Source organism: Dyadobacter sp. CY261, from assembly GCF_021440085.1.
In the GTDB taxonomy this organism is placed as follows: Bacteria; Bacteroidota; Bacteroidia; order Cytophagales; family Spirosomataceae; genus Dyadobacter.
In genome coordinates this window covers 56938-78543 of the sequence record NZ_JAKCPW010000016.1, presented here as the reverse complement: position 1 = coordinate 78543, position 21606 = coordinate 56938, and the positions used below count along the sequence as shown (strand labels likewise).

22 protein-coding genes are annotated in these 21606 nt (G+C 46.5%); 13 read left to right on the top strand and 9 right to left on the bottom strand.

Features of this window, described 5'->3' with window-relative positions; all coding sequences use genetic code 11:
* Positions 1-40: 40 nt before the first annotated feature.
* A complete protein-coding gene (locus tag LZD49_RS30365) occupies positions 41-643 on the bottom strand; it encodes a DUF6962 family protein (protein WP_234671814.1) in 603 nt (200 codons plus the stop codon).
* A gap of 103 nt (positions 644-746) precedes the next feature.
* Between LZD49_RS30365 and sucD the strand changes: the two genes are divergently transcribed.
* The 8 genes from sucD to gldN all read left to right on the top strand — a co-directional run bounded on the left by sucD (position 747) and on the right by gldN (position 9954).
* Positions 747-1625 (top strand): succinate--CoA ligase subunit alpha, encoded by an 879-nt coding sequence (gene sucD, locus LZD49_RS30360; protein WP_234671812.1) that lies wholly within the window; start codon positions 747-749, stop codon positions 1623-1625.
* A gap of 56 nt (positions 1626-1681) precedes the next feature.
* Positions 1682-2863, top strand: a complete 1182-nt coding sequence (locus LZD49_RS30355) for a DUF4271 domain-containing protein (protein ID WP_234671810.1) — start codon at positions 1682-1684, stop codon at positions 2861-2863.
* Between the two features lie 41 nt (positions 2864-2904).
* Complete coding sequence (locus LZD49_RS30350; RefSeq protein ID WP_234671808.1) at positions 2905-3687, top strand: uroporphyrinogen-III synthase; 783 nt, start codon at positions 2905-2907, stop codon at positions 3685-3687.
* A 138-nt stretch (positions 3688-3825) separates the two neighbouring features.
* A complete protein-coding gene (locus LZD49_RS30345) occupies positions 3826-4803 on the top strand; it encodes a PorP/SprF family type IX secretion system membrane protein (RefSeq protein WP_234671807.1) in 978 nt (325 codons plus the stop codon).
* 354 nt (positions 4804-5157) lie between these two features.
* Positions 5158-6231, top strand: a complete 1074-nt coding sequence (locus LZD49_RS30340; protein WP_234671806.1) for an SUMF1/EgtB/PvdO family nonheme iron enzyme — start codon at positions 5158-5160, stop codon at positions 6229-6231.
* Between the two features lie 117 nt (positions 6232-6348).
* On the top strand, positions 6349-7164 hold the full coding sequence (gldL, locus tag LZD49_RS30335) for a gliding motility protein GldL (protein ID WP_234671805.1): 816 nt from the start codon (positions 6349-6351) through the stop codon (positions 7162-7164).
* A 94-nt stretch (positions 7165-7258) separates the two neighbouring features.
* Entirely contained in the window at positions 7259-8851 is a 1593-nt protein-coding gene (gldM, locus tag LZD49_RS30330) for a gliding motility protein GldM (protein ID WP_234671804.1), read from the top strand.
* Between the two features lie 38 nt (positions 8852-8889).
* Entirely contained in the window at positions 8890-9954 is a 1065-nt protein-coding gene (gene gldN / locus LZD49_RS30325) for a gliding motility protein GldN (RefSeq protein ID WP_234671803.1), read from the top strand.
* A 160-nt stretch (positions 9955-10114) separates the two neighbouring features.
* Here the strand turns inward: gldN and LZD49_RS30320 are convergent, their stop codons facing one another.
* On the bottom strand, positions 10115-10741 hold the full coding sequence (locus tag LZD49_RS30320; protein WP_234671802.1) for a hypothetical protein: 627 nt from the start codon (positions 10739-10741) through the stop codon (positions 10115-10117).
* Between the two features lie 188 nt (positions 10742-10929).
* Between LZD49_RS30320 and miaA the strand changes: the two genes are divergently transcribed.
* The gene (gene miaA / locus LZD49_RS30315; protein ID WP_234671801.1) at positions 10930-11853 is read left to right on the top strand and encodes a tRNA (adenosine(37)-N6)-dimethylallyltransferase MiaA; all 924 of its coding nucleotides are present in this window, start codon (positions 10930-10932) and stop codon (positions 11851-11853) included.
* Positions 11854-11895: 42 nt separating this feature from the next.
* Here the strand turns inward: miaA and LZD49_RS30310 are convergent, their stop codons facing one another.
* From LZD49_RS30310 to LZD49_RS30295, 4 genes are all read right to left on the bottom strand, one after another.
* The gene (locus tag LZD49_RS30310; protein WP_015812387.1) at positions 11896-12195 is read right to left on the bottom strand and encodes a rhodanese-like domain-containing protein; all 300 of its coding nucleotides are present in this window, start codon (positions 12193-12195) and stop codon (positions 11896-11898) included.
* A gap of 27 nt (positions 12196-12222) precedes the next feature.
* Positions 12223-14079: a T9SS type A sorting domain-containing protein gene (locus LZD49_RS30305; RefSeq protein WP_234671800.1), complete on the bottom strand. Its 1857-nt coding sequence runs from the start codon at positions 14077-14079 to the stop codon at positions 12223-12225.
* On the bottom strand, positions 14057-14851 hold the full coding sequence (locus LZD49_RS30300) for a PASTA domain-containing protein (RefSeq protein WP_234671799.1): 795 nt from the start codon (positions 14849-14851) through the stop codon (positions 14057-14059). Before LZD49_RS30300 ends, LZD49_RS30305 begins: the two co-directional genes overlap by 23 nt.
* 70 nt (positions 14852-14921) lie before the next feature.
* Positions 14922-15515, bottom strand: coding sequence for a riboflavin synthase (locus LZD49_RS30295; protein ID WP_234671797.1), 594 nt, complete (start codon positions 15513-15515; stop codon positions 14922-14924).
* Positions 15516-15692: 177 nt separating this feature from the next.
* On the opposite strand from LZD49_RS30295, the gene hisB reads away from it, so the two are divergent.
* The 4 genes from hisB to LZD49_RS30275 all read left to right on the top strand — a co-directional run bounded on the left by hisB (position 15693) and on the right by LZD49_RS30275 (position 19854).
* On the top strand, positions 15693-16817 hold the full coding sequence (gene hisB, locus LZD49_RS30290; protein WP_234671796.1) for a bifunctional histidinol-phosphatase/imidazoleglycerol-phosphate dehydratase HisB: 1125 nt from the start codon (positions 15693-15695) through the stop codon (positions 16815-16817).
* 333 nt (positions 16818-17150) lie between these two features.
* Positions 17151-17450: a hypothetical protein gene (locus tag LZD49_RS30285; protein WP_234671794.1), complete on the top strand. Its 300-nt coding sequence runs from the start codon at positions 17151-17153 to the stop codon at positions 17448-17450.
* Positions 17451-17576: 126 nt separating this feature from the next.
* A complete protein-coding gene (can, locus tag LZD49_RS30280; protein WP_234671792.1) occupies positions 17577-18224 on the top strand; it encodes a carbonate dehydratase in 648 nt (215 codons plus the stop codon).
* A gap of 55 nt (positions 18225-18279) precedes the next feature.
* Positions 18280-19854 (top strand): SulP family inorganic anion transporter, encoded by a 1575-nt coding sequence (locus LZD49_RS30275; protein ID WP_234671790.1) that lies wholly within the window; start codon positions 18280-18282, stop codon positions 19852-19854.
* Between the two features lie 86 nt (positions 19855-19940).
* Here the strand turns inward: LZD49_RS30275 and LZD49_RS30270 are convergent, their stop codons facing one another.
* Genes LZD49_RS30270 through LZD49_RS30260 form a run of 3 tightly spaced genes read right to left on the bottom strand, consistent with a single transcriptional unit; the run spans position 19941 to position 21473 of the window.
* Positions 19941-20417 carry a hypothetical protein gene (locus tag LZD49_RS30270; protein WP_234671788.1) on the bottom strand — a complete coding sequence of 159 codons (477 nt, stop codon included), beginning with the start codon at positions 20415-20417 and terminating at the stop codon, positions 19941-19943.
* A gap of 18 nt (positions 20418-20435) precedes the next feature.
* A complete protein-coding gene (locus tag LZD49_RS30265; protein WP_234671787.1) occupies positions 20436-20876 on the bottom strand; it encodes a hypothetical protein in 441 nt (146 codons plus the stop codon).
* Between the two features lie 54 nt (positions 20877-20930).
* Complete coding sequence (locus tag LZD49_RS30260; RefSeq protein ID WP_234671786.1) at positions 20931-21473, bottom strand: RNA polymerase sigma factor; 543 nt, start codon at positions 21471-21473, stop codon at positions 20931-20933.
* Positions 21474-21606: the final 133 nt, after the last annotated feature.

Genomic DNA, 21606 nt, shown 5'->3' with positions numbered 1-21606 from the left:
CGCGTTCTGAAAAATGCAATGCATTAACAATTGTTTGAATTTAAAAGAGGATCTTGTACTGATCACGCACGGCCCTTCCGACACAAATCAGCGATAACACCATCATATAGTGATTAATGTCCACCGGGTCCATCGGTATCGGCAGCTTCCCCGACTTCGTGGAAAGTGCCAGCAGCATCATTGAAAACAGCGTCCACAATGCGCTCTTCTGGCGGTTTGCCAACCCTACACAGGAGATCAGCAATGTTACCAGGATACAAAATGCCTTAATGATCAAACCTACATATTCCACCCGGAACCAGGTAATGCAGTAGAATAGCAATGTTCCCAACCCAACCGTCGAAAAGAATAGATACTTCCCGCTTTTATAACGCATAATTAGACACCAGGACGCGGTTACGAGACACAATGCCCCCAGCGTCATTTCTCCCGCCATCAGTACTTCTTTTACCTGCCCCAACCCCTCCACACCCCCATAAAACAGGAAGTCGGTAAATGCTGCGAGTGAAATGCTTGCAAAAAAAATGCCCCAGAGCCATCGGATCAAAACCGGTTGTTGCCTGAAATAGCGAAAGAAGACAAATAAACTGGTGATCGTTAGAACGAGATTAGAAAATATATGCGGATTCAGAAATATGTTCATAAACAGCCATCATGTAGTCAAAAAAGCAATTTACAAATTATGGCTACATTTTGCTACTTCGTGCTTTTCGTCCTACTTTTACCGAAAAAACTGATTTACCAACATGAGCGTTTTAGTTAATAAAAACTCCAAGATCATAGTTCAGGGATTTACCGGTTCGGAGGGCTCTTTCCACGCCCAACAAATGATTGAATACGGTACGAATGTCGTAGGTGGTGTTACGCCTGGCAAAGGTGGGCTTTCTCATTTGGAAAGACCTGTTTTTAATACAGTTGACCTTGCCGTACGCGCTACCGGGGCAGACGTGTCCATCATCTTTGTTCCACCGGCATTTGCTGCGGACGCGATCATGGAAGCTGCTGATGCTGGTATCGGCGTTATCGTTTGTATCACCGAGGGTATCCCAACCAAGGACATGATGCAGGCAAAAGAATATATCAAAAACAAAAATACGCGCCTGATCGGCCCTAACTGCCCCGGTATTATCACTGCGGAAGAATGTAAAGTTGGTATCATGCCAGGCTTTATCTTCAAAAAAGGAACGATCGGTCTGGTATCGAAATCCGGAACGCTTACTTACGAAGCCGTAGACCAGTTAACACGTGCCGGATTGGGCCAGACAACTGCTATCGGTATCGGCGGTGACCCTATCATCGGCACAACTACCAAGGAAGCGGTTGAGCTCCTGATGAACGACGACGAAACCGAAGCGATCGTCATGATCGGTGAGATCGGCGGAAGCATGGAAGCGGATGCTGCGAACTACGTAAAATCGACTGGTAACAAAAAGCCGGTTGTAGGTTTTATTGCTGGACAGACTGCGCCGAAAGGACGCCGTATGGGCCACGCGGGCGCTATCATCGGCGGTGCTGACGATACCGCAGAAGCAAAGATCCGTATCATGAAGGAATCTGGCATTTTCGTGGCAGAATCACCTGCATTGATCGGCGAAACCATGCTTCTTGCGCTGGGAAGAAAATAATCATTGCTAACTGACTTTGATCAAAGGGCTGGGGGAACCCAGCCTTTTTTGTACCGATGAAGTCCATCTATCCGACTGTTTTTTGGGCTTTTTTTACGGCATTAGGCTTGTTGGGCACGCTCACGCACGGCGCGCCAAAAGTGAACCCGCCACGCCAGTTTTTCCCGGTATATAACTACCAGGACGACTGGCTGGTGTATAATGAAAATTACAAAAACTACGTCCCTTTCTCGCAAGGCGTCAACGAAGGCACGCGCTTCACAAGCCTTTATATTGATCTGGTCAAAAACAGGCGATATTCGCTTCTGGTCCATTCCGAAAATGAGAGCTACCTTTTTTTGGAAGGGGCATTGCAAAACCGGATAGACGCGGGCAAATGGCAGGAACTCAACCTGGACAGTTTGTACCGTCTTTACCACAAAGATGAATTGTTACTTACCCTCTACGGCAACCCCGGCATTGCGGATAAAACGGTCATTATCTGCAACAAAAAGAAGGAGACAGATGCTGAAACCATTGCGCCAGCCCGTTCCAGTTTTATTAATATCAAGCCTGTTTCCCTCTCACCATTCGGTACGTTTGCGGGCATTGCTTTGATCATTATCCTTATTCTAAATGCCTGGATTTTCAATCTGAACCCGCTGTCTTTTATCCGTTTGATAAATCCTATCGAATTTTTCAACAACGACCCGCGCGACCAGTTATCGAAGATCAACAAGCCTTACAGCAACACGGTGATTTTCTTCGTGGTGATCAGTTCGATGATGATGGGATTTACCGTGATTTATTTATCCGTAAACAGGCTTAATTTATTCTCTGTCAGCACAATACTATCCGAAAAAGCAAATACATTACAAATCCTGGGGGACTTCTTTATCCTTTCGCTGATCTTCTTTCTTTTGATCTATGCGAAGTATGTATTCATGGTTTTAGCTGGGAATATGCTTAATCTGGACAAGCAGGTCGACATCATGTTTATCAAGATCGTACAGTCTTCGTACCTTTTTTACGCATTGATTTTTCTGGTCATTTTCGGCTTGTATTCCAATCACATCAACTGGCTGGATGCAAGCAGACCGTATGTACTTTTACCGTTTCTTTTTTTCTATCTGGCGCGGTTTGTCGGACTTTATGTTGTAGCCAAGCCGACCGGCTCGTTGATTAATCTCTATTTATTTTCTTACCTTTGTGTCATCGAAATTATCCCGCTCATCGTGAGTATGAAGTTTGCTTTGTAGTAACGAGATATGATTTGGGAATAAACTAATGAGGATTATACATGAGTGATACCATCAATTTTGATCAGGACAGGCTTAAAAAAGTAACCAGCCTTTTAGTAAGTCAATCCCGACCAGCAGACGAGAATTCACCTTATTACGAATTAGCCAGAAAGTATAATATCAAGGTTGATTTCCGCCCGTTCATTCAGGTCGACGGAGTTTCCTATAAAGACTTTCGGAAGCAAAAAGTCAACATTCTGGACCACACGGCTGTAATTTTCACGAGCCGCAACGCGATCGATCATTTCTTTCGTGTTTGTAACGAAGGCCGCGTCGAGGTACCTGCTACGATGAAATATTTCTGTATCTCGGAACAAACTGCCAATTACCTGCAGAAATACATTGTGATCCGCAAAAGAAAGATCTTTACAGGCACGAAAACAGCTGCCGAGCTGATTGAGCTGATGCGTAAGCATAAAAAAGAGAAGTTCCTCTACCCATGTTCGGACGTCAGAAAAAATGACATCCCCGAGTTTGCCGACACGGAAGAATTCCACTTTACAGAAGCGACTATGTATCAGACAGGTTCGGCGGATTTATCTGACCTTGAAGATGTATATTACGATATTATCGCATTCTTCAGTCCCTCAGGGATCAAGTCGCTTTTCGATAACTTCCCGGATTTCAAACAGAACAGTACCCGCATTGCGGCATTTGGCCCTACTACTGCTAAGGCCGTGGAGGATGCAGGCTTGTTTGTTGACATTCAGGCACCGCTTCCCAATGCCCCTTCTATGACAGGCGCACTGGACCTATACATCCGCCAGGCGAACAACGTATAAACACCTTTGCAAAGGCACAAAAAGCCCCGGAAAAAATCCGGGGCTTTTTCATGTTTATATCAATTTTTTTAAGCAATATGCGTTATCAATCTAAATCCGAAAGCATATCAGCGTGTTCCTTAAATCCATTCCAGCGGCATGACTTTGACTTTTACTATTCGAAGTACCAGATATATCCGGCCCTTTGCATTATTGCTTTTCCTACCGCTCTGCGCCCTTGCCCAGAAGGATGCGCAGTTCAGCTTATTCTCCTTGAATCAGCTCTACCTGAACCCAGCCGCTGCCGGAGCTGATGGCCTTACGAAATTCCAGCTTACACACAGGACGCAATACGCAGGTTATCAAGGTACTAATATTGATGACACCGGTGGCGCACTTTCAACGCAACTGTTCTCATTCAGCATGCCCTTCAAAAATTTTGGTATCGGCTTTTATGCGCTAAACGATAAAAGTGGCCCGAGAACAGATCAGGACTTTAAACTTTCAGCCGCATATCAGCTGCCGCTTGGCGGGGGTAAGTTGGGCTTGGGTGTCAGCGCAGGGCTATTCCGGCAGGCAATCGACTATGGAAAGCTGCGTGCCCGCGATCCGGATGATCCCTTGATCCAGACAGGCACAATCGCTGAAATCAACCCAGATTTCTCTGTGGGAGCGCGTTATGAGAATGAGACATTCTATGCAGGTATCTCATTAAATCACTTCCTGAAACCCAAATACCAGTTAGGTTCTGAAACCGGCACCAATCCGCTTCCAAGGACACTGTATTTTAATGCCGGGGTAAACCTGGAACTTGGTTACCTGCTCGATATTCAACCGATCGTTCTGGTAAAATCAGACATTAGCACCGTATCTGTCGAGGGAGGCGCCACTGTTACATACAATAAGCGTTACTGGATTGGCGGTACTTACCGACAACAAGATACTTACTTCATCATCATGGGCGGCATTTATCTCCTGCCGGATCAATCGTTGAGGCTCTCGGGAGCGTATGATATGGTGGTAGGCGGTGATAAAGCAAAGGCACCTTCGTCTTTTGAGGTAATGCTTTCATATGCATTACCTTCTCCGAAATTCGGCAAAAAAGCGCCTATCCGTACACCTAGATTCCGCTTTTAGCAAGCCGTTTAAACGCCTCAAGCAATATTAATATTTTATCGCCTAATTATTAAAAATCTAAGAAGTGAATGTCAAATCGACGTTTTTTGCAAACCTCTTGGTAACTCATGTGAAGCAGTTTGCGAAACTTTGATTTATATTTGTAAAATGTTCGGCTTCCATACCATTTGCATTTTTCTTACGTTAAGTCGATAAACGCCTGATTTAGTAACTGATCCGTAGCGATTTCACCGTCGAAATCGGAGGCATCCAATCTGGCAGGCGTTCACAGTTTGTTTTTATTTCAAGTATACTAGATATCATTCGTTAACGTTTTTAGGCTAGCATTTTATTATCAAAATTTACAAAACCACTATGAATGTGAAAGTGTTCTATCGGGATGGAGTCAAAAGCCTGCTTCTGGTAGCCGCATTGATGCTCTTGCAAAGCTGCGGTTTCCTCAAAAGCAAGTTTGGCAAGGGAGGAAAAGAAGAAAGCGGTATTCAAAACGGTGAAATCACTGCGACTGCCCGTAAAGGATTTAAACAAACCACTCCGGCTGGAATGGTTGTAATCCCTTCAGGTTCATTTGTAATGGGCCAGGCCGACGAAGACATCGCTTCCTCCATGAACAATATGAACCGCCGCGTGACGATCAGTTCATTTTTTATGGATGATACTGAGATCACGAACAACGAATATCGTCAGTTCGTAAACGCGCTACTGGTTGACTCCGTATCCGTACTGGGCGAGGAAGAAATCATGGCCAAGTACTATCCCGATACTACCGTTTGGAAAAAAGACTTCGCCTACTCCAACGGTGATCCATTCGTAGAATACTACTATCAGCACCCGGGTTTCGACACATACCCTGTTGTAGGCGTAAGCTGGATCGCTGCACAATATTTTTCAAAATGGCGCACCAACCTGCTTCACGACTTCCAGAACAAGGAAGGCCAGTTCAACTCAACAGGCTTCCGTCTACCGACAGAAGCTGAATGGGAATGGGCTGCGAGAGGCGGACGCGCTGTTGCAAAATATCCCTGGGGTAACCCGTACACCATGAATGCTAAAGGTTGCTTCCTTGCGAACTTCAAACCACAACGTGGAAACTACGACGCTGACGGCTATCCTTACACCGGTCCCGCTAACGCATATAACCCGAACGATTTCGGCTTGTACAACATGGCTGGAAACGTAGCAGAATGGACTTCCGACGCTTACACAGACAATGCGACTGCGATTGTATGGGATATGAACCCACGCTACGATAATCCGGACGAACCCCGCAAAGTAGTAAAAGGCGGTTCATGGAAAGATATCGCATATTACCTGCAAACCGGTACCCGGACTTATGAGTTTGAAACCGAAACCCGCGCATTTATCGGCTTCCGTTGTGTAATGGATAATGTGAACGATCGCGGTGGAGCTCGTTCCCGTCGTCGCTAAAAATACTTCGACTAAAAAAGAAGCAGCGTTTTTACACTGCTTCTTTTTTACGATCTGACGAACCAATCTAACACTTTACTTACTATAATTTTTTCACTGTAACCGATTTCAATTCGTATGGCTAAGAGTAGCGGACCTAATTTTTTTTGGGATAAACTAGTACCAACAATATATAGTGCGGGCGCTGCCGTCGTAATTTTAGGAGCTTTGGCAAAAATTCAGCACTGGGATTTCGGTGGCCCTCTTCTGATAGCGGGTCTGGGAACCGAGGTTCTGATTTTCTTGCTTTATGCATTACAGACCCTTACCCAACCGAGCGACAAAGATCCGGATTGGACAAGAGTTTACCCTGAACTTGCCGACGATTACAGCGGGCCTGCCATTTCAAGAAGCTCTGCCCCCAGCAGCAACATCACTGCCAAATTGGACAATATGCTTGACAATGCGAAGATCACTCCTGAGGTTTTCGATAGCCTGGGCAAAGGTTTCAAAAACCTGTCTGAAACAGTGGGCAAGATCACCGACCTAACTGACGCTACCGTTGCTACCAATGACTACGCACGAAATGTAAAGAGTGCTTCAACTGCAATCAGTGATATGAACAAGTCTTACGGAGTTGCTATTAACGCAATGACCTCCATGGCAGACGCTACCAAAGATGCACAGTCATACCGCGACCAGTTCCAGCAGATCACTAAAAACATGGGTGCATTGAACGCTGTATATGAACTGGAATTGCAGGATACTACCAAACACCTGAAAGCGATGAACGCATTCTACGGAAACCTGACAGCTGCTATGGAAAACATGGCCGATGCAACCAAAGAATCTCAGGTATTCAAGAGTGAAATGGCGAGATTGACCAACAACATCTCGTCATTGAACGGCATTTACGGCAATATGCTGACCGCGATGCGTGGTGGCAATGCGTAAGGGCGCTCTCGCAATGACTCTGTAATTCTCAGGATTACAGAGTCATTGTTGTTAGTTAAATAATTCAATCACTGAAAACTGATTACACAACAATATGGCAGGTGGAAAAGAAACACCCCGTCAAAAGATGATTGGAATGATGTATTTGGTGCTTACAGCAATGCTCGCATTGCAGGTAAGCTCAGCTATCATCGAAAAATTCATCCTTCTGAACAATTCTTTGGAACTATCCTCCGGAGCAGCTAACAAGATAAATCAGGAAACGGTACTCAAAATAAAAGCTGCGGTGGAAAAGTCGGGGAACCGCTCCTCAGATGTCGCAGTGATCAAGCAGGCTGATGAAGTACGCAAGATTTCTTCTGATATCACAAATCAACTGAATGCTTTGAAACAAGAGATCATTACCAATGCCGGTGGTGGTTTCAACGAAGAAGGCGGAATCAAAAATCCCGATGAAGAAGCCAAAGTGGCTGAACTGATGATTGGTGCAAGAAAAAATGGTAAAGCATATCAGTTGAAACAAGTTCTGAATGGCTATACAACAGCGCTGAATAATTATTCGCCTAATAAGTTTGCAGGACTTGCGCTCGACGGTCGGGAAGATCCGGTTGCAAAAGGTAACAAAGACCAGCGCAACAAAGACTTTGCCGAATTGAATTTCGAATCTACGCCTGTTGCAGCTGCATTGGCTGTACTCAGCCAGAAACAAACCGACATCCGTCGTATGGAAGGCGAAGTACTGAACTACCTCGCCAGCAAAGTAGGTGCAGCCGACATTAAATTCGACAGAGTTCTTGCCATGGTAAGCGCCGATGCAAAAACGGTAGTAGCCGGTACAAAATTCAAGGGCCAGATGTTCATCGCAGCATCCGCATCGGGTATTACCCCACGCATGAGCCTGAACGGTTCGCCTGTTAAAGTGGAAAATGGCGTAGGTCTCATCGAGTTTACTGCCCAGGGCGGTGGCTACAATGCAGAAGGTCTTGCTAAAAAAGAGCTTCGTGGACAGATCACCATCCCTACCCCATCCGGAAAAGATACAACTTATACGATGACTCAGGAATACTTCGTCGTGAAGCCTTCCTACCAGATTGAAACGGGAACTTTGCCTCCGTTGTACTTGGGCTGCGCCAACAAGCTGAGCATTCAGAGCCCTGCACTTGGGCCGCTTTGGGCACCTAACTTCTCAACAGACGGCGGTGAAATCATCCCCAGCGGCCAAAAAGGCAAGTTCACAATCGTTCCGAACAAATCCAGCCTGAATATCAATGTAAGCAATGCCGGTAACCTACTCGGTTCTGAGCCATTCAAAGTAAACCGCGTTCCGAAACCATCTTTGGAAGTACGCGTAAACGGAGCTCCTTTCGACGAGCGTAGAGGTGCACCTGCATCTGGTGCCAGAAGTGTTCAGGTGCTGGCAGTACCAGACGAGAGTTTCAAGAACTTCTCTCCGGAAGATGCAAAATTCCGAGTTTCGCAAGTTGAAATTTCACTTGCCCGTGGCAACAGACGTATCGGAGGCGTTACCCTCAACGGAGGAGGCGGTTCTATATCTTCTCTTGCCCAACAAGCGCAACCTGGCGACCGATACGTTATTTCAATCCTGAAAGTAGAGCGTCAGAATTTTAAAGGTGCTGTAAGCGACGTAGAAATGGGTAACCAAATCAGACAAGTTACGCTATACTAATCCCAGGCTTTTAGTCGTTGATTGGACAATACAACTTTATGTATGATATGAGAAGAATGAACGGAAAAACGATTGCATGGTCTTTGCTGTCGCTGTCTCTTGCAAGTACTGCTGCATTCGCGCAGGAAAAAGAGGATTCGACTGCGAATCAGTTCTCATCGCGCCCTATCGGTGAGGGCGACGTGATGATGAAAAGAACGCTCTGGAGACGGGTCGATTTGAAAGAAAAGCAGAACATTTCCATGTTCTCTAAAAACAATGAGATCACACGCTACTTGTTAGACGCGGCGAAAGCAGGCTTGATCGATGCTTATACAAACGATTCCTGCGCAACCAAGATCAATGGTGACGAACTTCATAAACGCATCCTGATCCCTAATCAGACTGCCGGACTTTCCGCAGAGGAACTAGCCGCGGGATTTGGAGAACCTGCCAAAGCCGACGGATGGGATGCAAAAGCCAAAACAGATCCTACCAAGCAGGCCGCAGCGGCTGATGATGGTTGGGGAACTGCGGCGAAAAAGGATCCCAAGAAAGAAGCAGCCGTAGAAGATGACGGATGGGGGCCTCCTAAGAAGAAATCGACAAAAAAGGGTGCTAAAACAGAAGTTGCCAAAGAAGAGCCGAAAGTTGAAGCGCCAAAACCTGATACCACTTCTTTCGAAACTCAGCTAGCGGCAAGCGACGAGGAGTATTTCCCCGAACAGCTTAGTATCCTTGAAGTGAGGGAAGATTGGGTTTTCGACAAGAAAAGGTCACGTCTGTACAATGACATTCAGACGCTGACGATCGTTCTTCCGGCTGAACAAACAGCGACAGGTCTCGAACTTCCCGTTGCCTCGTTCCGCTGGAAAGATGTTGAAAGACTTTTCAGAAGCGATCCTAAGAAATACATTTGGTATAACACTCACAATACCGCCCAAAATAAGAACCTCGCTGATGCATTTGATCTTCGATTGTTCTATGGACGGATTACCAAGTTTTCAAATGCTAATGATAAAGCGTTCCTCGACATCTACAACGGCGAGAAAGAGGCCCTTATCAAGTCCCTGAACTACGAACAGGAGTTAATGGAACTGGAACACGGACTTTGGGAATACTAAGAGAATCCAAAAAGCAGGCATAACGAAAGGGCTTCCAAAATGGAAGCCCTTTTTCTTTGAATACGCAAACCTGTATGTATCATAGGAAAAAAGGTCACTCCAATCGCTTATGCGCTCGGAATGACCTTTGCTTTTATAACTTAATCAACGGGTTACTGAATTAACGAGCTACTGACTTGTTGCTTTTTAGCTTCAACTTCAATTTACCTACGGATTTCACTTTCGCGTCCGTGAGACCTAATGCTGCAATTGTTTTATCGTAGTTTTTGAAATCAATTTCCGAGCTTAAACGACCGCCTTCCAGTAATGAACCTGGCACAATTACAATCCGAATATCCTCGAATATTCTTACCGGAGGAGCTTCCTGAGTTTCATTCCAGTCAGTTGGTATTAACTCGACAAAAAATGTACCCTCATCAACACCATGCACAAATGTGAATGAACTTACTTTGCTACCCCCGAAACTGATCACACCTGGCATCGGCCAGTACACACCTTGTGCTTTCAGGTAAACCAATACCGCCGAATTCTCCAAAAGCTCCTCTTGCTCGGCTGTCAGACCTGTCAGACCAGTAATATAGCCTCCCTCCTCGTCCGTAGTGTCTGCGCCCGTTGAAATAATCAATGCCGATGAGCCGGTCCCGTCCTCACCTGCTGGTCCCGCCGGGCCGGCAGGTCCCTGGGCTCCCGCTGGACCAGCAGGACCAACGGCTCCGTCGTCACCCTTACAGCTTACCAGCGCTATCATCAAGGCTACGCAGGCGAATAGTAATAATTTTTTGAACATAATTGTTAAAGTTTAGAAAAGTGATTAAAAGAAACTGTACGAGTCAGTACGCAGACAAATCCCGTTATGACGAGGACAGAGGCGTTTAGGCCATAAATTATGTAAAAAAAATTACTAATCCGCAATGAATGGTATTGACCGGTACATATCTCTATTTTTGTCCCTGATTCGCATTTAAAATCGGCGCAATGCCCCATCATCCCCCAAAAAAACATCTGGTAACAATTGCTGGCCCTACGGCCGTAGGAAAAACCGCGTTGACGATTAAGCTTGCCCGCGACCTCGATACTGAAATCATATCTGCAGATTCGCGGCAATTTTTTCGTGAACTCAACATCGGAACCGCAAAACCTACGCAGGACGAGCTGGTACAAGTCCGCCATCATTTCATCGATTCCCATTCCATTTCCGAAACATATAGCGCCGGTGATTTCGAGCGGGATGCCCTTGCGTTGCTCGATCAACTTTTCCAAAAATATGATATCGTTTTAATGACCGGCGGCTCCGGTTTTTATGTCAAAGCAGTGCTGGAAGGTCTCGACGACCTCCCCGCTCCGCTACCCGGACTCCGCGAGTCGCTGACACAAAAGCTAGCAGACCAGGGCCTGGCGGTTTTACAGGAAGAAATTCGTGGTATCGACCCTACATTTGCGGCTACACCGGAGCTGGCCAACCCACAACGTGTACTAAGAGCGTTGGAAGTGTTTTACACCTCCGGTACATCCATTAGTCAGTTTAAAGTGCGGAACGTGCGTAATCGGCCATTTGCGCCCATCAATATCGCGTTAGACAGAGATCGTGCGGAGCTTTATGGGCGGATTGATCAACGAATGGAAATCATGCTCCAAGAAGGCCTGGTTGAGGAAGCTAAAAGCGTAATCGCATACCGTGAACATCACGCATTGAAAACAGTGGGATACCGGGAAGTTTATGGCTTCCTTGACAGCGAATACAATGAGAAAGAAATGGTGAGGTTATTGAAGCAGAATTCGCGCCGCTATGCGAAGCGCCAGCTTACCTGGTTCAGGCACCAGGGAAATTTTGAATGGTTCCATCCTGATGAATATGACCACATTTTACAGTACGTACGGAAGCAAACAGGATTAGAATGAAAGCATTTGACAGGACCCATTCCCGTCAAATGCCTCTAACGACTAGTCTTCCAGCTCGCGGTAAGCCAGAATGCCGCCCAATACATTACGTACGTTTGAAAAGCCCTGCGATTCGAGGTAACGCGCCGCTTTACCGCTACGCGCGCCTGAACGGCAGTGGATAATGATCTCTTCGTCTTTCAACGCTTCCAGCTCATCCAGATGATCAGGGAGCTCGCCAAGAGGGATCAAAATAGCGCCGAGGTTATCCTCTTCATATTCATGTTCTTCGCGAACATCGTAAAAATGTAAATCTTCGCCTTTTTCCAGACGTTCTTTCAATTCTTCAACGGTAATATCCATTTTTAAAAAAATTTGTGACAATTGAGTCTATTTAGAAATTAACATTTTTTGCACAAAAGAACGTTTCCCGTCGGTGGCTTTAAATATATAGATGCCCTGACTTAAATGATCGACCAACACAGACTGCTGCTCTCGCGACGGTGTAAATGTATGTATCAGATTGCCCGCCGAGCTGTAAATTTCGACCCTGTTCAACGATCTATTATTCCACTGTACTTCTCCTTTTGCAGGATTCGGGTAGAAGATTGCATTGATCCGGTCATTTGGCTCGTTACCCGTAATCACGCCTTGCGCTTTCTTCCCAAGATACGGTCGGATCATGATGGAGCCTTTCAGCGAAGTTTCTTTTGCCCATTCGGTTCCGAGGTTGTAATACACTGAATTTGCACCCAGCGTTGAATTCCGGTCGAATCCTACGGTCACGGGCTGATCGTTAATCTGCAACCAACCAACATAAAAGGTATCCGGCACTGCCACAGGAATGCTGAATGCATAGTCGATCAGTCCGTCCCGAATGGCTGGATATCTAACCGCAACAGACCGTTGGCTTATTACCTGGTCGGGCTTACCATTTTTGTTGCCTAAAATTTGAATAGTAAATCCTTGTCCCGAAATATCCTTATTGAAAGACACCATCGACATCCTCACCCCTCCGATCGTGTCTGCCTTTGCTAATACGTATTGCACGGCAACCCGGCCCAATTTCTGGTTCATTTGAACACCATATTCGGCACTGCCGTCGTCATAGGCAAAATAATCCGCCAATGCCGTTCTGGCTGTAATCGTATCGTTCGTTTTGAGGTTAGCTCCGGGGATTGTATCTGTGGTTGTAATGTAGAATTTGCTGATTAAATGGAGGCTATCGAGCGGCCCGGCGGGATTCAGAGGCGATAGTTTTACGCCTAATGTCTGCGATTTCAAAGACGCCACATAAATCGAACGTTGCACATTCCTTGCATACTCCGTTCCACGCTGTACGTCGGTCAATGTGAAAGTGCTTGTGAGGATATTGAAGTTGTTAAAATGATTCACAATGTCGGTTCTCACGGAATCGGCTGTGAATGACTGCGGATTCGCCCGATATTGCCGCAATGGCATTGCAGTGTATTTCCTCAAAATGTTCGAAACCGGCTTACGCATCGCCACGTCGAACAAATAAGGCTGCTTAACAGACCTTTTTGCATTTAAATACACATAATCCAGGTGCCAGCTGTCATAAGGACCCGAACTGCGCCCGTAGGAGCGAAAACGGAACTGGAATCCATCGTGCAGGTAATTGGGATCTTTAATGGAAATAAACTGCTGATGAAAAAGTGTGTCGACCTCATAACCCAATTGGGTCCAGACAGGTACCCATTCATTTGTTTTACTATACAATTCCAGACGAAGGAAGTCACTCGAATCAGGCAATTCCCCTAATCCTTTCGCCGCCCAATAAAAGCTCAGATACACCGAATCGGCAGCAACTTTGCCTCCCAGATTCACTGGCTGTGAAGTGAGTGTATCCGTGTAGCCTTGGGTTAAGGGATTTACCACATTGTAAGGTATGCCGTTGGCATTCAATCCGTCGAACGTAGCCACATTAACCGACGGATGGGAGCTTGTAAGTGTATTATTAATATAAACCCCACTGCCCGTCAGCCAATTCCTGGTATTCGGAGCGGGTGTTTTGCTTGTAGAAAAGTCGTCGAAAAAAGGCAGGTTTAACGAAGCCTGCGCCCGGAGATTCGGTTCGTCAGTAACTTCCTCGGCATATCTCGTCTGATCGATGGGCACAATGATTAGCTGCGCACGCAGTGCATGGCTTTGCACGAAAATCAGCACACTTATCCAAATAAAAATCCTGTGTGTGAAAGATTTGCTACTGCTCCGGTTGATTTTCATTATCCGTCGATTCAGGCGCCTGAGGGATTACCCACAAGTCTATTACGTCTCCAATTCTTACTTTGTTTCCAGCATCCGGATTTTGCCTTACGACGGAGCCGGGAGCCTGGCCCTCTTCTGCCGGTACTTCCATTTGCTGGCCTACCTTCAAACCTGCCCCAACAATCGCAATTTTGGCTTCATCCAACGGCATTCCAATCACCGACGGCGCTTCGAACTGTGCAGTACCTAAGCCCTCGCCTAGTTCCAGATCGATCTTAGTACCTTTTGCGATGGGTTGTCCCGGCAGGATTTCCTTGCCATTATACAATTGCCTCAAAACGGCATTCTGCGCCATATCGGGAACGTAAGAAATGTTTCCTTCTTCCAGCCCGACACTTTTCAGCAACATCTGCGCGCTGCGGTGCGTCATATCGGTCAGCTTTGGCATTTTGATGAGCGGCGCGGTGCGTGAAACGACGGTCACGTAGATTTTGCGTCCTTCCTTCACCTTCGAGCCCGGTAACGGATACTGGGAAATGATGGTCAACGCAGGAACATTGGTTACAAAAGTACAGTCGACCTCGTAGCGCAGGTCGCGATCGCCCAGGAATTCTTCAAGGCCTTCTACGCTCTTCTTTTTCAAATCGGGCACCGTAATGGCCTCACCATGATTGGTGGTAAAAGGAAGATAAACGAAGAAAAATCCCAGAAAAAGGACCAAAAGCAGCGAGACGATGATTCCGATATGTGTAAAAAGATCAGTTCTGGACTGTGTACTTATTTTGGCCATGAATGTATTGGATGCGCTTTGGGATTATAAACGGGTAAAAATAAACGTAATATTCCAAGATGCCAATATGCTAGGCAGCATACGACCCGAGAATTCTCTTGATGTATTTGCCCAGAATATCAAATTCCAGGTTTACCGAATCCCCTGCTTTCAACGAATGGAAGTTGGTAAAGTTATAGGTATAAGGGATAATCGCTACCCGGAATGAGTTTTCACCCGAATTGAAGACCGTGAGACTCACGCCATTAATGCAAATTGAGCCTTTTTCGACTGTGATATTCCCTTTGGATGCGTCATATTCAAAATCAAACAACCAGCTACCATCACGCTCCTGAATTTGCGTGCATATGGCGGTCTGGTCCACATGTCCTTGCACAATGTGACCGTCGAAACGCCCATTGGCTGGCATGCAGCGTTCGAGATTTACTTTGCTGCCACCAACCAGCTCTCCCAGGTTGCTTTTCAAAAGCGTTTCTTCAATGGCGGTTACTTTATATTCGTTACCATCCACGGCAACTACTGTAAGACAAACGCCATTGTGGCTGACACTCTGATCTATTTTAAACTCATTAGCAATGTCCGAACGGAATGTGAAGGTCTTATTAGTTCCTTCCGTTGCGACATTCACCACTTCCGCGGTTGATTCTACGATCCCTGTAAACATCTCGATATTGGATTATAATGCAAAGTTACAATTTCCTAACCGCTCTCCCACCTTACAAAATTCCCGCATCCTGCATTATTCGAGGCCAACTGCTTTTCAATTAGGCATTCTTTGCGACCTTTGCAGCGAAATAAGCGCAGCGGAATTTTGTAATGCGCTTGTAATCCAAATCTGTTAATGAAAAAAGTACTATTTATCGACCGCGACGGTACAATTATCGTCGAGCCCCCTACCGATTTTCAGGTTGATTCCCTCGAAAAACTCGAATTCCTACCCAAAGCCATTTCTGCATTGCGCAAAATCGCTGAAGAAACGGATTACGAGCTGGTGATGGTCACCAACCAGGACGGCCTCGGCACAAGCTCCTTCCCGGAAGACACTTTCTGGCCCGCACAGAACAAGATGGTGAAAACCCTCGAAGGCGAAGACATCCGCTTTGCAGAAGTACATATCGACCGCAGTTTCCCAGAAGATAATCTGCCCACCCGCAAACCGGGCATCGGCATGTTGACGGCTTATTTTTCAAATGAATATGACCTCGCCAACAGCTACGTGATCGGTGATCGACTCACGGACGTTCAACTGGCAGTCAATCTGGGCTCAAAAGCCATCCTTTTCCGCCCTGAATTACCAGCAGAAGGCATTACCGAACAGCAGAACGAAGCCACCGCATTGATTACCACCGATTGGGACGCCATTTACGAGCATTTGAAGCTTCCTTCCCGAAAGGCATCTGTCGAAAGAAATACCAAAGAAACGCAGATCAAAGTCGAACTGAACCTCGACGGCAGCGGCCGCTCGGATATTCACACCGGCCTGGGCTTCTTCGACCACATGCTCGACCAGCTCGCCCGCCATTCCGGCGCCGATCTGTCGATCCAGGTTGAGGGCGATCTGCATATCGACGAGCACCATACTATCGAAGACACCGCTCTCGCATTAGGCGAAGCTTACCGCCAGGCTATCGGCGACAAGCGCGGCATTAGCCGTTATGGTTTCCTCCTGCCAATGGACGAAGCATTGGCTCAGGTTGCTATTGATTTTTCCGGCCGGCCGTGGATTGTTTGGGATGCTGAGTTTAAGAGAGAGAAAATCGGGGAAATGCCAACGGAGATGTTCTTCCACTTTTTCAAGTCATTCTCAGACACTTCGCTCTCGAACCTGAACATTAAAGTAGAAGGTGAAAACGAGCACCACAAGATTGAATCGATTTTTAAGGCATTTGCGAAAGCCATTAAGATGGCGGTTAAACGCGATCTTAAAGCGCTGGATTTCATGCCGTCGACCAAGGGGGTCCTGTAATTTTTTCCTAGTAGCCGTCAGTTGTGGCATTTTTTAGCTATTTTTGTCCATCTTACATTGCATTATAATCGAGTACAACTATGATGATGACCGTTGTTATGATTGCGTTTTATGTAGTTCTTCTAAGCTCCGCGTTCCTGGTTGGGCGTTGGTTGGAGAACAATGAAAAGCAATGGAAAGCGAATAAGTGAGGGTTGTTGATACAACCCTTTTTTTAGCTCTTTTGGCTTTCCACTTAACATAAAATTCATTCTAAAAGCATACTAAAAAGTAACTTATCGAACGTTTTAGACGCGTTAGCTGTTATCTTGGTTCTCTAAAACCTGTTTTTTCTTGTTCAGAACACTTTGTCTTATACTACTTACGGCCTTCCTCATCTGTAAAGCCACAGATGTTGCTAGCTTGTTGCTGGTCAAAGAAAAGTCATCTGTGGTTTGCGATACGGGCACCTGTGACAACGAAGAGAAAACAGAGGTCGAAAAACTGAACGACGACCAACTTTTAATTTCACAAAGCGTACATTTTGACCATTTTGTCACATTAATACCGGTCAAAAGCTCTTTCTTCTACACTGCGAATTTCGACAACGAAATCTACCGCAACCTGCTATCTCCGCCTCCGGAGCTTACCTGATTTCTTCCTAAAAATATTTCAAGTCGAGTAATGCCAATGCACTACCGATTATTGCCGATGTGGCCTTTCCACGTCTAAACCGGCATGTTCCTCTATTTTTCATCCTAATATTTACACTAAGAAATCATGATAAGGGCTTATAACCAGTTATTTGAAAACAACAAAAAGTGGGCAGAAGAGACGACGAACGCTGACCCGGAATTTTTCTCAAATCTGGCAAAAGGCCAGACTCCTAAATTCCTATGGATCGGCTGCTCTGATAGCCGCGTTCCCGCCAATCAACTGACCGGAACCCAGCCCGGCGATATTTTCGTACACCGGAACATCGCCAACATGGTGATCCACACCGACATCAGCATGCTAAGCGTGCTCGATTATTCGGTAAATGTGCTGGGCGTCGAACATATCCTCGTGTGCGGGCATTATGGCTGCGGTGGCGTGATCACGGCAATGGGCAACAAACAAGTGGGCCTTATCGACAACTGGCTGCGTCACATCAAAGACGTGTACCGCCTACACGCACAGGAGCTGAATGCCATTGAAGATCTCAAACAAAGGGCAGACCGCTTCGTGGAAATCAATGTGCAGGAACAAGTACGCGACCTGGCCAAAACGACGATCGTACAAACTGCCTGGGCCAATGGCAAAAAGCTGCAAGTGCACGGCGTCGTCTACGACATCAGCAATGGTATTCTGAAAGATATGGACGTTACCATCGACGCTACCAACTACGCCGACGACGTGTACCGTCTTGACATACCGCAGCTTGTCTGATCAGCGGTTCTGCATTCCGAGTAGTCCAAATTTTGATCCTTACTGAATCAATCGTATGTCATTGAATAAAAGTTTGTTCGCCAATATTAAATACGATTTACCTGCGGGGCTTGTCGTATCCCTGGTAGCGCTGCCGTTATGCCTCGGTATTGCGCTAGCCTCGACCGGGCGTTCCGACCTCCTGTTTTCGGGGGTGATCGCCGGTATTGTAGGCGGAATTGTAGTAGGCTCACTGAGCGGCTCCTCCCTGGGTGTGGCAGGTCCGGCAGCGGGTCTGGTTGTGATTGTACTCAATGCGCTGGATACCCTGGGCACTTTCGAGGCTTTTCTGCTGGCCGTCGTGCTTGCAGGGGTTTTGCAAATGCTTGCAGGACTTTTGAAAGCGGGCATTATCGGCTATTATTTCCCTTCATCTGTGATCAAGGGAATGCTGGCGGCCATTGGTATTACGCTTATTTTGAAAGAAATACCGCATGCATTCGGCTATGACGCCGACTTTATGGGCGATGAAGCGTTTGCACAGAAAGATGGCCGCAACACTTTTTCTGAAGTGTATTATTCTCTTCGCTATAACAGCACCGGCGCGATCATCATTTCGGCGGTTTCGCTGGCATTACTGATCTTGTTCGACAAGCCATTCATGAAGAAGATCCAGTTGTTCCGGTACATTCCGGGCGCGCTGTTCGTGGTGCTTTCCGGTGTAATTCTGAACCTCGTATTTGGTTCAGTTGCCCCGCAATGGGTATTATCAGGCGAACACATGGTGCAGCTTCCCGTTGCTTCGAATGCTTCGGAATTTTTCAGTTTCTTCAAAACGCCAGACTTCTCGGCAATCAGCAGGCCTGAGGTTTATACGGTTGCATTAACACTGGCCATTGTTGCAAGTCTTGAAACGCTGCTTTCCGTAGAAGCAACCGACCGGCTCGATCCATTCAAACGCAGCACGCCCACTAACCGCGAGTTGATGGCACAAGGAGCAGGCAATATGATTTCGGGCCTGATCGGCGGGCTTCCTGTCACGCAGGTAATTGTCCGTAGCTCTGCAAATATCGATTCGGGCGGCAGGACCAGGATGAGTACCATTATTCACGGCTCTATCTTGCTCGTTTCAGCGGTATTTATTGCCCAATACCTCAACTATATCCCACTCGCATCACTGGCGGCGATCCTGTTAATGGTCGGCTATAAACTATCCAAATTTGAGCTGTACAAAGGAATGTATAAGCTGGGCCTCGAACAGTTTATACCATTCGTGGTGACCATTATCGCAATCCTGAGCACCGATTTGCTCAAAGGAATCGGCATAGGAATGGTGGTTGCCATCTATTTTATCCTGAGAAAGAACTACAAGCATTCTTACCATTATATCAAGGAAGCACATCGCGATGGCGAGGTCATCACACTTTTGCTCTCTGAGGAAGTTACATTTCTTAACAAAGGCAGCATCAGCGCTACGCTCGATAACCTGCCCGACGGTGCAACGGTGGTGATTGACGGTAGCAAGTCAATGAACATCGATTACGACGTACTCGAAATCATCCAGGATTTCAGGAAGCACCAGGCACCACTGCGTAATATCACGGTGGAAACACGCGGGATTGGCGAAGTGGAGGCCGTAGGAGCCCATTAATAAGAGCGTTAAATCTAAAAACGAAGGCCCGCCTCCGAAATGGAAGCGGGCCTGTTTGTTTTGTAATAAGTCAATAAGCAGGTTACCTAATTCTTTTGCTTCAACCGCTGGATCAGCATGTCATTAAATGTACGTTCAGCCTTATACAATTCGATCACTTGGCTGGCTGTAATGACCTTTAAAAATTTATTCTGGTAGTCTTTTTCGAGATCCAGTTCTTTTTGCCTCAGTTCCTGCACCTCATTCAGGTTATTCAGCACCGCCTCGTCGGTCTGACCTTCTGCTTTTTTATCATTGATAATCTTGCGCTGGGCGCGGTGGATTTCCCTTCTTTTCTGCGCGTACTCATTGTACATAGGCCAGAAACCGGTCGATTGCTCCGGCGTCAGGTTGAGGCGGTTGGTAATGATCGCCACCTTGGCATCCTGGATCCGTTTTATTTCTTCTTCGGAACGACGTTGAGCATTGGCCGTCGGCACACCGATGGTCGTCACGGCACCGATAATTAGGAGCAAAAGGGCAAAAGTGTTCCGATACCGTTTGAGTTCAAATTGTAAGTTCATTTCGATTATTCGTTAGGGTCAAATCTTGTCCGGAGCGATCATACTTTCCTCTAACTGCTGCCGAAGAATATCGTCGTCCAGGCCATCCAGGTAGTTCAGCACCGTCGAATCGGCGTCAAATGCTTTTTGGACCACCTTATGTTCGCTTAAATCGTAATAACTGAGATCCTGATCTTCCAGGTAACTAATGATAGAGGCGTTGCTGATGCCGCTCAAAGGCTCCTGCCCTAGCGATCCCTGGCGCTCCGGAACGGTCACCCACACCAGCACCAGGATCAGCGCCGATGCCGCCACGAGGCCGACAGAACGTTGCCACGACCAGCTTACGAGGGGTCTGCGAACGGGTTCTGCGGGAATCCGGGCCTGGATCATTTGCGGCAGCTTGTCAAAATAACCTTCCGGCACTGTAAAGGGCGTTTCCCTTTTCAGATCATCCAGCCGTATACGTTTTTTGTCCATGATTATTTATATTTCCTTTCTTGTCAAGGTTTGACCAATTTGAATGCAAATAGTTTAATCTGTCTCGTTCAAAAAATCCTCAATTTTTTTAGAAGCCCAATGATATGAGGCTTTTAGCGCTCCAACCGACGTTCCGGTGATCTCCGAGATCTCATCATAGGGCAAATCTTCAAAATATTTCAGGTTAAATACCAATCTTTGCTTTTCCGGTAATTTTAATATTGCCTTCTGTAATTTAAGCTGAATGGCATCACCGCTCACTTCCGGGTCGGCTTCAAGTTTTTCACTCAGTTCATTCTCTACGTCATAGATGGGAATGAAATATTTCCGTCGCTTCTTATTCAGGAAGTTAATGGCCTCGTTGCTGGCAACCCGATAAAGCCAGGTATAGAGCTTGGCATCGCCCCTGAAATTTTCCAGTGCTGTCCATGCCTTGATAAATACATCCTGGGTAATGTCGTTAGCATCGTCATGATCCACCACCATTTTCCGCACCAGCCAATATACTTTTTGCTGGTACTTTCGCACCAGCTGATTGAAAGCGTTCCTCCGCGTTTCGGGATTTTCAAAAAGGGATAATAATTCTTCGTCGGACATTTAATCAGTGTTAACCTGATCGCTATTTACAGGAATTCTGCGTGACCAATAATTGTACCTGAGCCCGAAGTCAACGCCGGTCAATAATAGTTTATTTTTTGGTACAGGGCAAATAAAAAGAGCCCAGCCCCAG

Excerpts from the sequence above, each read along its gene's own strand:
- LZD49_RS30365 (WP_234671814.1), bottom strand. The coding sequence starts at position 643 with ATGAACATATTTCTGAATCCGCATATATTTTCTAATCTCGTTCTAACG.
- sucD (WP_234671812.1), top strand. The coding sequence starts at position 747 with ATGAGCGTTTTAGTTAATAAAAACTCCAAGATCATAGTTCAGGGATTT.
- LZD49_RS30355 (WP_234671810.1), top strand. The coding sequence starts at position 1,682 with ATGAAGTCCATCTATCCGACTGTTTTTTGGGCTTTTTTTACGGCATTA.
- LZD49_RS30350 (WP_234671808.1), top strand. The coding sequence starts at position 2,905 with ATGAGTGATACCATCAATTTTGATCAGGACAGGCTTAAAAAAGTAACC.
- LZD49_RS30345 (WP_234671807.1), top strand. The coding sequence starts at position 3,826 with ATGACTTTGACTTTTACTATTCGAAGTACCAGATATATCCGGCCCTTT.
- LZD49_RS30340 (WP_234671806.1), top strand. The coding sequence starts at position 5,158 with ATGAATGTGAAAGTGTTCTATCGGGATGGAGTCAAAAGCCTGCTTCTG.
- gldL (WP_234671805.1), top strand. The coding sequence starts at position 6,349 with ATGGCTAAGAGTAGCGGACCTAATTTTTTTTGGGATAAACTAGTACCA.
- gldM (WP_234671804.1), top strand. The coding sequence starts at position 7,259 with ATGGCAGGTGGAAAAGAAACACCCCGTCAAAAGATGATTGGAATGATG.
- gldN (WP_234671803.1), top strand. The coding sequence starts at position 8,890 with ATGTATGATATGAGAAGAATGAACGGAAAAACGATTGCATGGTCTTTG.
- LZD49_RS30320 (WP_234671802.1), bottom strand. The coding sequence starts at position 10,741 with ATGTTCAAAAAATTATTACTATTCGCCTGCGTAGCCTTGATGATAGCG.
- miaA (WP_234671801.1), top strand. The coding sequence starts at position 10,930 with ATGCCCCATCATCCCCCAAAAAAACATCTGGTAACAATTGCTGGCCCT.
- LZD49_RS30310 (WP_015812387.1), bottom strand. The coding sequence starts at position 12,195 with ATGGATATTACCGTTGAAGAATTGAAAGAACGTCTGGAAAAAGGCGAA.
- LZD49_RS30305 (WP_234671800.1), bottom strand. The coding sequence starts at position 14,079 with ATGAAAATCAACCGGAGCAGTAGCAAATCTTTCACACACAGGATTTTT.
- LZD49_RS30300 (WP_234671799.1), bottom strand. The coding sequence starts at position 14,851 with ATGGCCAAAATAAGTACACAGTCCAGAACTGATCTTTTTACACATATC.
- LZD49_RS30295 (WP_234671797.1), bottom strand. The coding sequence starts at position 15,515 with ATGTTTACAGGGATCGTAGAATCAACCGCGGAAGTGGTGAATGTCGCA.
- hisB (WP_234671796.1), top strand. The coding sequence starts at position 15,693 with ATGAAAAAAGTACTATTTATCGACCGCGACGGTACAATTATCGTCGAG.
- can (WP_234671792.1), top strand. The coding sequence starts at position 17,577 with ATGATAAGGGCTTATAACCAGTTATTTGAAAACAACAAAAAGTGGGCA.
- LZD49_RS30275 (WP_234671790.1), top strand. The coding sequence starts at position 18,280 with ATGTCATTGAATAAAAGTTTGTTCGCCAATATTAAATACGATTTACCT.
- LZD49_RS30270 (WP_234671788.1), bottom strand. The coding sequence starts at position 20,417 with ATGAACTTACAATTTGAACTCAAACGGTATCGGAACACTTTTGCCCTT.
- LZD49_RS30265 (WP_234671787.1), bottom strand. The coding sequence starts at position 20,876 with ATGGACAAAAAACGTATACGGCTGGATGATCTGAAAAGGGAAACGCCC.
- LZD49_RS30260 (WP_234671786.1), bottom strand. The coding sequence starts at position 21,473 with ATGTCCGACGAAGAATTATTATCCCTTTTTGAAAATCCCGAAACGCGG.